Source organism: Pantoea sp. FN0302, from assembly GCF_050113775.1.
Classification (GTDB): Bacteria; Pseudomonadota; Gammaproteobacteria; order Enterobacterales; family Enterobacteriaceae; genus Mixta; species Mixta alhagi.
Genome location: NZ_JBNJSM010000004.1, coordinates 143,232 through 155,399 on the forward strand (window position 1 = coordinate 143,232; position 12,168 = coordinate 155,399).

The 12,168-nt window shown below is 50.5% G+C and carries 6 protein-coding genes; 5 read left to right on the forward strand and 1 reads right to left on the reverse strand.

Translation table 11 applies throughout. From position 1 onward, the window contains the following. Positions 1-429 precede the first annotated feature (429 nt). From pdhR to ACQE32_RS15870, 5 genes are all read left to right on the forward strand, one after another. Complete coding sequence (gene pdhR / locus ACQE32_RS15850) at positions 430-1,194, forward strand: pyruvate dehydrogenase complex transcriptional repressor PdhR (protein WP_085067981.1); 765 nt, start codon at positions 430-432, stop codon at positions 1,192-1,194. Positions 1,195-1,369: 175 nt separating this feature from the next. Then, positions 1,370-4,033, forward strand: coding sequence for a pyruvate dehydrogenase (acetyl-transferring), homodimeric type (gene aceE / locus ACQE32_RS15855; protein WP_426974488.1), 2,664 nt, complete (start codon positions 1,370-1,372; stop codon positions 4,031-4,033). A 13-nt stretch (positions 4,034-4,046) separates the two neighbouring features. Continuing rightward, on the forward strand, positions 4,047-5,942 hold the full coding sequence (gene aceF, locus ACQE32_RS15860; RefSeq protein ID WP_250651848.1) for a pyruvate dehydrogenase complex dihydrolipoyllysine-residue acetyltransferase: 1,896 nt from the start codon (positions 4,047-4,049) through the stop codon (positions 5,940-5,942). A 219-nt stretch (positions 5,943-6,161) separates the two neighbouring features. Beyond that, positions 6,162-7,586 carry a dihydrolipoyl dehydrogenase gene (lpdA, locus tag ACQE32_RS15865; RefSeq protein WP_085067978.1) on the forward strand — a complete coding sequence of 475 codons (1,425 nt, stop codon included), beginning with the start codon at positions 6,162-6,164 and terminating at the stop codon, positions 7,584-7,586. A gap of 504 nt (positions 7,587-8,090) precedes the next feature. Then, complete coding sequence (locus ACQE32_RS15870; protein ID WP_427022077.1) at positions 8,091-9,239, forward strand: acyltransferase family protein; 1,149 nt, start codon at positions 8,091-8,093, stop codon at positions 9,237-9,239. 154 nt (positions 9,240-9,393) lie between these two features. On the opposite strand, the gene cas3 is transcribed toward ACQE32_RS15870, so the two are convergent. Next, on the reverse strand, positions 9,394-12,108 hold the full coding sequence (cas3, locus tag ACQE32_RS15875) for a CRISPR-associated helicase Cas3' (RefSeq protein ID WP_427022078.1): 2,715 nt from the start codon (positions 12,106-12,108) through the stop codon (positions 9,394-9,396). Positions 12,109-12,168: the final 60 nt, after the last annotated feature.

Below are 12,168 nucleotides of genomic sequence, written 5' to 3' on the forward strand. Positions count from 1 at the left end.
TTTACAGTTTGGGTTAGTGCAAATTGCCTGCGATGCTACCCCGACGCCAAGAATAATGTTAAGCGCGCCCGAATGCACCTGCTTTCTCTGCCGGTACGCAGCGCGCCATAAAAAACGTTGCTGCCGTCACGCCAGAATTTCTTTTTTGTGCCATTTAATTCGAATAAAGACGAATAGCTTTCGCTTATGACATAAAATGAGATTCGGATCTAAATCTGTGTAAGGTTTGGTAAAAATCAGCGGCAATATTTAGCATCCCACCGGAAATAACGCATTTTCGTTACTGTTTTCGTCCATTTAAGGACGTGACCTTCACCCTGCTTCTGGCAGATGCCATATAGACAGAAGGTGAATACTTTGTTACTTTAGCTTCACTTTTTTGCAATTGGTATTACCAATTGACTTCGGTGCCTGGCAGAAGAAGGGACAATGGCCTACAGTAAGATTCGCCAACCAAAGCTCTCGGATGCAATTGAGCAACAGCTTGAGTCCCTGATCATGGAGGGAACGCTGCGTCCGGGTGAAAAGCTTCTCCCTGAGCGGGAGCTGGCTAAGCAGTTTGACGTTTCTCGCCCCTCTTTGCGTGAAGCGATACAGCGTCTGGAGGCAAAAGGGCTTCTGCTGCGTCGACAGGGCGGTGGCACCTTTGTTCAGAAGAATCTTTGGCAAAGCCTAAGCGATCCTCTGGTGGCGTTACTCGCCGATCACCCCGAATCTCAGTTCGACCTGCTGGAAACCCGTCATGCGCTGGAAGGTATCGCGGCTTATTACGCTGCGCTGCGGGGAACCGAAGAAGATTTGCAGCGCATACGCGATTGCCATCTGGCTATCCAGCATACCCAACAGAGCGGCGATCTGGATGCCGAAGCCGATGCGGTTATGCAGTATCAGATTGCCGTAACAGAGGCGGCGCATAATGTGGTGCTGCTGCATTTGCTACGCTCAATGGGCCCGATGCTGGAAAAAAACGTTCGTCAAAACTTTGAATTGCTCTACTCACGCCGGGAAATGCTGGCGCAGGTAAGCAGTCATCGCGCCAGTATTTTTGAGGCGATTGTCGCCCGCGAGCCGGAAAAGGCGCGCGAGGCTTCACACCGCCATCTGGCGTTTATCGAGGAGATATTGCTGGACAGAAGTCGGGAGCAGACGCGTCGTGAACGCTCCCTGCGTCGTTTACAGCAACGTAAGGAATAACGCGTAAACTGATATAACCACATATTTTGCAGGGTTAGCTCATCAACCTGTAAAACAAAAGGGATACGCGGCAACTAACGACGGGCCTGTCTCCTTGCATTTTGGACTGAATCAGAATGCAGGGAGACAGGCTCCAGACAATTCAACGAATTAGACACAGATAAGGAATACCCCCATGTCAGAACGTTTACATAATGACGTGGATCCGATCGAAACCCGCGACTGGCTACAGGCGATCGAATCGGTCATCCGTGAAGAAGGTGTTGAGCGTGCGCAGTTCCTGATCGATCAGGTTCTGAGTGAAGCGCGTAAAGGCGGCGTGAATGTCGCTGCAGGCTCTGCTGTCAGCAACTATGTTAACTCTATCGCCGTTGAAGAAGAGCCGGACTATCCGGGCAATACCTCTCTGGAGCGTCGTATCCGTTCCGCAATTCGCTGGAACGCCATGATGGCGGTACTGCGTGCGTCGAAAAAAGATCTGGAGCTGGGCGGTCACCTCTCATCTTTCCAGTCATCGGCGACCATTTATGAAGTGTGTTTCAACCATTTCTTCCGCGCGCGCAACGATAAAGACGGCGGCGATCTGGTGTATTTCCAGGGCCACATCTCTCCGGGCGTTTATTCACGCGCCTTCCTTGAAGGTCGTCTGACCGAAGAGCAGATGAACAACTTCCGTCAGGAAGTGCATGGCAAAGGTCTCTCTTCCTATCCGCATCCTAAGCTGATGCCGGACTTCTGGCAGTTCCCGACCGTTTCTATGGGTCTGGGTCCGCTGTCGGCGATCTATCAGGCGAAGTTCCTGAAATATCTGGAGCATCGTGGTCTGAAAGATACCTCTGGTCAGACCGTTTACGCTTTCCTTGGCGATGGCGAAATGGATGAGCCGGAATCTAAAGGCGCGATCACTATCGCCACCCGCGAAAAGCTGGATAACCTGGTTTTCGTTATCAACTGTAACCTGCAGCGTCTGGATGGTCCGGTAACCGGCAACGGCAAGATCATCAACGAACTGGAAGGCATCTTTGGCGGCGCCGGCTGGGAAGTGATCAAGGTGATCTGGGGCAGCCGTTGGGACGAACTGCTGCGTAAAGATACCAGCGGCAAGCTGATCCAGCTGATGAACGAAACCGTTGACGGCGACTATCAGACCTTTAAATCCCGCAACGGCGCCTATGTGCGTGAGCACTTCTTCGGTAAATATCCGGAAACCGCTGCGCTGGTGAAAGATATGTCCGACGACGAGATTTTCGCTCTGAACCGTGGCGGTCACGATCCGAAGAAAATCTATGCGGCATTTAAAAAAGCGCAGGAGACCAAGGGCAAGCCGGTGGTAATCCTGGCACATACCATTAAAGGCTATGGTATGGGCGACACCGCGGAAGGTAAAAACATCGCTCACCAGGTGAAGAAAATGAACATGGAAGGCGTGCGCTACGTTCGCGATCGCTTCAATGTTCCGGTAACCGATGAAAACCTGGAAACGCTGCCGTATGTGACCTTCGAAGAAGGGTCTGAAGAGTACACCTATCTGCACGGCCAGCGTCAGAAGCTGGGTGGTTATCTGCCAAGCCGTCAGCCAAACTTCACCGAGAAGCTTGAGCTGCCGTCGCTGGAAGATTTCGCGCCGCTGCTGGAAGAGCAGAACAAAGAAATCTCTACCACCATCGCCTTTGTGCGTGCGCTGAACGTGATGCTGAAGAACAAGTCGATCAAAGATCGTCTGGTGCCGATCATCGCTGATGAAGCACGTACCTTTGGTATGGAAGGCCTGTTCCGTCAGATCGGTATTTACAGCCCGAACGGCCAGCAGTACACGCCGCAGGACCGTGAGCAGGTTGCTTACTATAAAGAAGATGAGAAAGGCCAGATTCTGCAGGAAGGGATCAACGAGCTGGGTGCAGGCGCGTCCTGGCTGGCTGCTGCGACCTCTTACAGCACCAACAACCTGCCGATGATTCCGTTCTACATCTACTACTCAATGTTCGGCTTTCAGCGTATCGGCGATCTCTGCTGGGCGGCGGGCGACCAACAGGCGCGTGGCTTCCTTATCGGCGGTACCTCCGGTCGTACTACCCTGAACGGCGAAGGTCTGCAGCATGAAGATGGTCACAGCCACATTCAGGCGCTGACGATCCCGAACTGTATCTCCTACGATCCGGCTTATGCCTATGAGGTCGCGGTGATCATGCAGGACGGCCTGACGCGTATGTATGGCGAAGCGCAGGAAAATATTTACTACTACATCACCACGCTGAACGAAAACTACCGCATGCCGGCAATGCCGCAGGGCGTAGAAGAGGGTATCCGTAAGGGTATCTACAAGCTGGAAACCCTGGAAGGCAGCAAAGGTAAAGTACAGCTGCTGGGCTCCGGCGCTATCCTGCGTCACGTACGCGAAGCGGCAGAGATCCTGGCGAAAGATTACGGTATCGGCTCTGACGTTTACAGTGTGACTTCCTTCACTGAACTGGCACGCGACGGCCAGGATTGTGAACGCTGGAACATGCTGCATCCTACAGAACAAGCGCGCGTGCCGTATATCGCTCAGGTGATGAACGATGCACCGGCCGTTGCGTCTACCGACTACATGAAACTGTTTGCGGAACAGGTTCGCAGCTATATCCCGGCCAGCGATTATCGCGTACTGGGCACCGACGGCTTTGGCCGTTCTGACAGCCGTGAAAACCTGCGTCACCACTTTGAAGTGGACGCATCCTATGTGGTAGTAGCAGCGCTGGGTGAACTGGCTAAACGCGGCGAAATCGATAAGAAAGTAGTGGCAGACGCCATTACCAAATTCAATATCGATGCAGATAAAGTCAACCCGCGTCTGGCATAAGAGGTAAAGATTAATGGCTATCGAAATTAATGTCCCGGACATCGGCGCAGATGAAGTTGAAGTGACCGAAATCCTGGTAAAGGTTGGCGATAAGGTTGAAGCCGAGCAGTCGCTGATCACCGTTGAAGGCGATAAAGCTTCAATGGAAGTGCCTTCGCCGCAGGCGGGCGTGGTCAAAGAGATTAAAATCAACACCGGCGACAAAGTAGAAACCGGCTCGCTGATTATGATTTTTGAAGCGGAGGGCGCTGCAGAAGCAGCGCCAGCACCGGCCGCCGAGAAAAAGGCTGATGCACAGCCTGCCGCCGCTGCGGAAAGCAAAGAAGTGAATGTCCCGGACATCGGCAGCGACGAAGTCGAAGTAACCGAAATCCTGGTCAAAGTTGGCGACAAGGTTGAAGCCGAGCAGTCGCTGATCACCGTTGAAGGCGATAAAGCCTCAATGGAAGTACCGGCGCCGTTCGCAGGTACGGTTAAAGAGATCAAAATCAACACCGGCGACAAAGTCAGCACCGGTTCATTGATTATGGTATTTGAAACCGCAGCTTCCGGTAACGCGGCAGCAGCTAAACCGCAGGTAAAAGAGGAAGCGGCTACCGCGCCTGCAGCCTCTGGCGGTTCGGCTACCAAAGAAGTGAACGTACCGGATATCGGCGGTGATGAAGTTGAAGTGACCGAAATCCTGGTGAAGGCGGGTGATAAAGTCACCGCCGAGCAGTCGCTGATCACCGTTGAAGGCGATAAAGCCTCAATGGAAGTGCCGGCACCGTTCGCGGGTACGGTTAAAGAGATCAAAATCAACACCGGCGACAAAGTCAGCACCGGCTCGCTGATTATGCTGTTTGAAGTGGAAGGCGCTGCGCCTGCAGCAGCTCCGGCAGCACAGAAAGAAGCGTCCGCGCCAGCAGCAAAAGCTGAGCAGGCGGCTCCGGCTGCATCCGCTCCGGCAAAAGCATCCGGTAAAGATGAGTTTGCTGAGAATGACGCCTATGTACACGCGACGCCGGTTATCCGTCGTCTGGCACGTGAGTTCGGCGTTAACCTGGCGAAAGTCAAAGGCACCGGCCGTAAGGGACGTATTCTGAAAGAAGACGTCCAGACTTACGTGAAAGATGCGGTGAAACGCGCTGAATCCGCGCCTGCTGCCGCAACCGGTGGTGGCCTGCCGGGCATGCTGCCGTGGCCGAAAGTGGACTTTAGCAAGTTCGGTGAGGTGGAAGAGGTGGAGTTGGGACGTATCCAGAAAATTTCTGGTGCTAACCTGAGCCGTAACTGGGTGATGATCCCGCACGTTACGCACTTCGACAAAACCGATATCACCGAGCTGGAGACGTTCCGTAAGCAGCAGAACGCTGAAGCTGAGAAGCGTAAGCTGGATGTGAAGATCACTCCGGTAGTCTTCATCATGAAAGCTGTTGCTGCCGCGCTTGAGCAGATGCCGCGCTTCAACAGCTCACTGTCTGAAGATGGCCAGAAGCTGACGCTGAAGAAATACATCAACATCGGCGTGGCGGTTGATACGCCGAACGGCCTGGTGGTTCCGGTGTTCAAAGATGTTAACAAGAAAGGCATCATTGAACTTTCCCGCGAGCTAATGACCATCTCCAAAAAAGCGCGTGACGGTAAGCTGACCGCTGGCGAAATGCAGGGCGGCTGTTTCACCATCTCCAGCATCGGCGGCCTGGGCACCACCCACTTCGCGCCGATTGTGAACGCGCCGGAAGTGGCTATTCTGGGCGTTTCTAAGTCCTCAATGGAGCCGGTGTGGAATGGTAAAGAGTTTGTGCCGCGTTTAATGCTGCCGATCTCTCTCTCCTTCGATCACCGTGTTATCGATGGTGCGGATGGTGCGCGTTTCATCACCATCATCAACAACACCTTAAGCGATATCCGCCGTCTGGTGATGTAGTAACAATAAAGGCCGGCTTATGCCGGCCTTTTAACAGGCCAGCTTTTCCATGCTAAGCCGGTCTGAAGTTGGGAAATGGGATCTTACTGAGCCGAAGCGGTTTGCAGTCTGTTAACAATTCTGTAAACTCTTGCGGTGAACGCGTCCCGGTGGATGAAGGGCGTACTGTGAATCAGGTAAGTGACGTCTGACCGCCGGATAGTCAATTAAGAGGTCATGATGAGTACAGAGATTAAAACCCAGGTCGTTGTGCTTGGGGCAGGTCCTGCGGGCTACTCTGCAGCCTTTCGCTGCGCGGATTTAGGTCTGGAGACCGTACTGGTAGAGCGTTACAGCACCCTTGGCGGTGTTTGCCTTAACGTAGGTTGTATCCCTTCTAAAGCGCTGCTGCACGTAGCGAAAGTTATCGAAGAAGCGAAAGCGCTGGCGGAACACGGCATCGTTTTTGGCGAACCGCAAACCGACATTGACAAGATCCGTACCTGGAAAGAAAAAGTCATCAATCAGCTGACCGGCGGTCTGTCTGGCATGGCGAAAGGTCGTAAAGTCAAAGTGGTTAACGGCCTCGGTAAATTCACCGGTGCAAATACGCTGGTGGTTGAAGGTGAAAACGGCGCGACCACCATCAACTTTGATAATGCCATTATTGCGGCGGGTTCACGTCCGATTCAGCTACCTTTCATTCCTCATGAAGATCCACGCGTTTGGGATTCCACAGCTGCGCTTGAGCTGAAAGAAGTACCGAAACGTATGCTGGTGATGGGCGGCGGTATTATCGGCCTGGAAATGGGCACCGTTTATCATGCGCTGGGTTCAGAAATTGACGTGGTTGAGATGTTCGACCAGGTTATCCCGGCTGCTGATAAAGACGTGGTTAAGGTCTTCACCAAACGTATTAGCAAGAAATTCAATCTGATGCTGGAAACCAAGGTGACCGCGGTTGAAGCGAAAGAAGACGGCATCTACGTTTCCATGGAAGGTAAAAAAGCGCCTGCCGAAGCGCAGCGTTACGACGCAGTGCTGGTTGCTATCGGTCGCGTGCCGAACGGTAAAAACCTGGATGCCGGTAAAGCGGGCGTAGAAGTGGACGAGCGCGGCTTTATCCGCGTTGATAAACAGATGCGCACTAACGTACCGCATATCTACGCTATCGGCGATATCGTCGGCCAGCCGATGCTGGCGCACAAAGGCGTACATGAAGGTCACGTTGCGGCAGAAGTTATTGCCGGTAAGAAGCACTACTTCGATCCGAAAGTTATTCCGTCCATCGCCTACACCGAGCCAGAAGTCGCATGGGTTGGTCTGACTGAGAAAGAAGCGAAAGAGCAAGGCATCAGCTATGAAACGGCCACCTTCCCGTGGGCTGCTTCTGGTCGTGCTATCGCTTCTGACTGTGCAGACGGTATGACCAAGCTGATTTTCGATAAAGAGACTCATCGTGTGATCGGTGGCGCCATTGTCGGCACCAACGGCGGCGAGCTGCTGGGCGAAATCGGCCTGGCGATCGAAATGGGCTGTGATGCGGAAGATATCGCGCTGACCATCCACGCCCACCCGACGCTTCATGAGTCGGTTGGTCTGGCAGCAGAGATTTTCGAAGGCAGCATCACCGATCTGCCTAACCCGAAAGCGAAGAAAAAATAACGCTTCTGCGGGTAAGAAAAATGCTAACGGCTCCGAAAGGGGCCGTTTTTTTTGCGTTTTAAAAGGAAACGTCAGCGGTTTCCGCACAGCTTTTTCGTTCTGCTCGTTAACGGGGGAGACCGATTCTGATTATGACTATATGGACAATCAGGACATGTTTTCCGCCGTCAGCAGGGATTTGACTTAAGATCCACAATTCAGTTTAAGCATAACGCATGCAGTAAATTAACGCTTCTTTCAGTACATAACTCCCGGCTTTACAATATGAATTACACTGGCTTAAGTTTTATAGTATTGAAATTTAACCGTGTTAAGTAATTACAAGATAACATTATTTATTTTACCGCTCTATTTCCGCATTTTTACAGGCTTAAGAGGCCTTTTTTTACCACGCACGCGCTAAGTTTTTTCTGATAATTTACTTTTAGGATACATTAACATTGTTTAGTAATCCTATTTCATTACCCTTCCTCTATCTATTACCAGGCTTAACCAGAGGTAAAAATGTCAACGACAAGAGGGTGGTCAACTGAATTAGAGGGCCTGCGCGGATTTGCTTCGCTCTGGGTATTGCTGGGGCATGCCAGCCTACTGGTGCATTGCGCGATCCCTATCGTTTCTATGCCCAGTATTGGCGTCGATCTGTTTATCTTGCTTTCAGGTTATCTGATGGCGAAAAACTATATCGAGCGCCAGGAAAAAGAGCCGTGGAATAGCGCAAACACCGTTAAGAAATTTTGGATTAGACGGTTTTTCCGTATTGCTCCGCTGTACTATTTATTGCTGATTATCGCTGTGGCTTACGGCCCGTGGTTTGGTGAAATGCGCGATACGATTGCTCAGTTTTATCCTAGCACCGCGACAGAGACATCTCGCTATTCCGATCAGTCGGTTGCCAATATAATTGCGCATATCAGTTTTATCTTTGGTTTATTACCTGAATATGGTTTCAATACCGTGCTTCCTGACTGGAGCATCGGGCTGGAAATGCAGTTTTATATGCTATTCCCGTTTATTATGTTACTGACGCTGCGGCTTGGATATGTGCCAACCCTGTTGCTGATCATGCTGTTATGTACCATCGGCCGTTTTGTGCTGGCAGGCTATTATGAAGCCTTTATTATGCCGTCGATGATTCTGATTAAGCTGCATGTGTTTATTGCCGGAATGTTGATGGCAGAAGCGGTGCGTAAAAAACAGCTGGTTTATTTGCTGCTGGCATTAATCGCACCCGTAGTCAGCGCTATTATCGCCATCGGCGTTAGTAAACTGCAGATTGTCTTTGAGGCGGCCATGATTATTGGCATGACGGCAGTGCTCTGGCAACACCGTCCAGGCTCGCTGATGGAAAAGTTAATAAAACTGCCGCGCGCCATTTTGACGAATCGTGTCAGTACCTGGTTAGGTGATGTTTCTTACTCCGTCTACCTGGTGCATTTGTTGATTGTGGTGCCTGCCATCGCTCTGCTGCTGCGGGACTATAATATGGACGCGTTAAGTGCGCCGCTGCGGTTTGCGATCATCTGTGGCATCTGCCTGCCGCTTACTTATGGTATTGCTACGTTACTGTATCGCTTTGTAGAAAAACCGGGTATTCAGCTGGGTAAACGTGTACTGGCTCCGCGTCCCTCTGCACAAGATGTAACGGGATAAGTGCTCCCTGTTAGCTTTGTCCGGTTTAAAAAATCCCCGCGCCAGCGGGGATTATTATTTGAACGGTGATTAGCGTCTTCCATAGCTTTTGTGGTTTCAGTAATCTTTCATTCTCTTCCGGTAGTGACGGGGCAGCTTGCCATGCTCGTTCTATTTATTCGCTTTTAGCTCGGCCAGTTAACCCAAATTTTTTGCTGTAATAAGGTGATTCTCCAGCTGGCGTTACCAAAATAACGTGTGCTGTTGGACGGTGCTGCTTTTTGCGGAACAGCTCAAGGGCTTCATCTTTCGGGCATGTAAATGCCCCGCACTGTTTTTGCCACCAGGATCGGCGTACTGAAACCCGACTCTGTTCCCAACAAAATTCGCCTTCACTTACTATCGGTTGTAATGCATTGTTTTCATCCAGCCAGGCGAGATAAACATCAATGCTTTCTTCACCCAGGCGAGTAGAGAATTCACGATCTTTATCCCAAAAGAAATCGCTGGCTTCTCTGTCATAACCTTTATCGCGCTGTAATAAATTTTGTGCCGCCACAGATCGCTGGCTTAGTATTTTACCAAATGCCATGTCGGCAATAGACTGTAAATTTTCAGGTGCAGCAATTTTTTGCTCATAAACGCCATCGACCAGCATCCGGGCATTTTCGGGCATACGAATTTCTCCCGACGCTCTTAATAACGCCTGAGTCCGCCATAAACAGGCATGATCCGGATAAACAAATCCGGTGCCGCGTAGTTCTTCTCCCAACCAATCCTGTTCCGCATGAGGCTGCCATTCAGGCGCAAGTATGTGCAGGATCGGCGCATGACGTTCATCAGGTAAGGTATTTTTACATTCCCCTTGCGCATTACGGGTATGGCGTTGCAAACGACCGGCTCGCTGGATCAGTAAATCAATGGGCGCTAAATCAGAAATCATCCAGTCAAAATCTAAATCCAGACTCTGTTCAACAACCTGAGTCGCAATCAGAACTTTCCCCCGACGCTCAGAAACCAACGCATCTTTGCCAAACCAGTTAAGCGTTTTTTCCTCGATAGCCATTCTGTCTGCAAAGGCAAAGCGACTATGAAATAACAATATGTTTTGCGCTGGGATTTTTCCTTCATTGAGCAGTTGTTGAAAAACTTCCATAGCTTCATCAACGGTATTGCGTATCCAGCAGATGCAACCGCCAGATTCTACTACCTGATAAATAATATCCAGTGCATGGCTTCGCGTCTGGAGCCAGTTAATGGTTACCGTACGCTGTACTTCCGGGCGCGTTGTCAAAGGTTGTTCAGTAAGACCAGCGGAAGAAAGGTGACTCAACCAGGGATAATCTGCCTCTTCGCCGATTTCTGGTGCAGCAAATCCGGCCCCATCATTAAATGCATTAAGCAATTTTTCCCGCAACGCAGCAGGCAGTGTGGCGCTCAGAATAATCGCACTGCCGCCTTGTGCAGCATGAAAGCGGAGCAATCCTTCCAGTAATTTCACCATATAGCCATCGTAGGCATGTACCTCATCCAGCAGCAGTATTTTCTCCTGAATACCCAACAGACGTAATGACTGATGACGAAAGGGCATAACCGCCATCAGTAACTGGTCCAGCGTGCCGACACCTACTTCCGCCAGTAACGCTTTTTTGCGTGAGTCAGCAAACCAGGCGTGGCACTCTGCCAGCGCACTGGCATCACCCTGCGTATAATTTTCCGCTGAGCCTTCATCTCGTTGCCATACCGACTGACGAAAAGAGGCAGACATTTCACGCCCGCCGTGTGCCAGCACCAGCGAAGGTCTGGCTTCTTCAGCAAACAGCGCGCGATAAGCTTTCGCCAGTCGTGTATACATTGCATTTGCAGTGGCCATAGTCGGCAGACCAACATACAGACCTTTACCTTTACTGGCAGAGATTAAACGATGAACCAGAATCATCGCCGCCTCAGTTTTACCTGCGCCCGTTACATCTTCCATAATAATGAGTTGCGGTCCGGCTGCAGAAATATCGAGCATCGTTGCCTGTTGCTGAAGTGGCGTAAGCGTTTTAATAAAGGGGAACAGCGTCTGATGACCTTGATAAAGACTACGCTCTGACAAAGACGGAAGCGTTAAAATTGCTCGCTGGGCTTTTTCACAGGCTAGGGGCCAGTAATCTTTTAGGGGCATTGGAGAACTTATCAATGGAAAGTGCGTTTCATCAGATCCTATCCAGTCGGCCAGCGTCATCACGCCGGCAAAAAACCAGCTTTGCTGCCTTAGATTCTTCTTACCGGCTTTTTTCTGCCACTCTTGCACCAATGTGAAGGGGAATAGCTGATTTAAAGCTTCCAGATAATGAGTGGCGGCAGCAATATCTTCCGTATTAAATGCCAGGGAACTGCCGTTTTTTAATGTATCCGGCGGGATGCCGTGATGACCTGTGCTAACGGACATCCAGATAGTTAATGCGGTTTCAAACTTAATGCGAGTCTCTTGTTCAATGCCGGGAATAAAGTCATTACTATTATTGCACCAGTTCTCAAAGATTTTATTCCACAGATAAAAACCTAACGTGTCATGGCGCTCGATAGCGGAAACATTGCTAACAGGAGGAACTAAAGGTGCGTCCGGGAAAAGAGCGAACTTTTGAAAGCCTCTGGCGAATTTTCCAATATCATGCGTGGCAAAAAGCCAGGCTATCCAGTTCGCGCCATCTCTATCCGCAATGCCACATTTTTGAAGCATATTATTAATATTGAAAATATTGTTTTTAACAATAAAGTATCCACATGCGGCAACATCAAGACAGTGAAAGGCTAATAAATGATAAGGATCATTTTTATTATTTTCAGATTTGTTAGTTTTCCCCCAATAGCGGAGGAAGTCCGGCGTGGATAATGTTGTCATAGTTTTATCCTGGCATAAAAAGGAAGAATATTAAGGATACTAAGCGGTATGACACGCGGA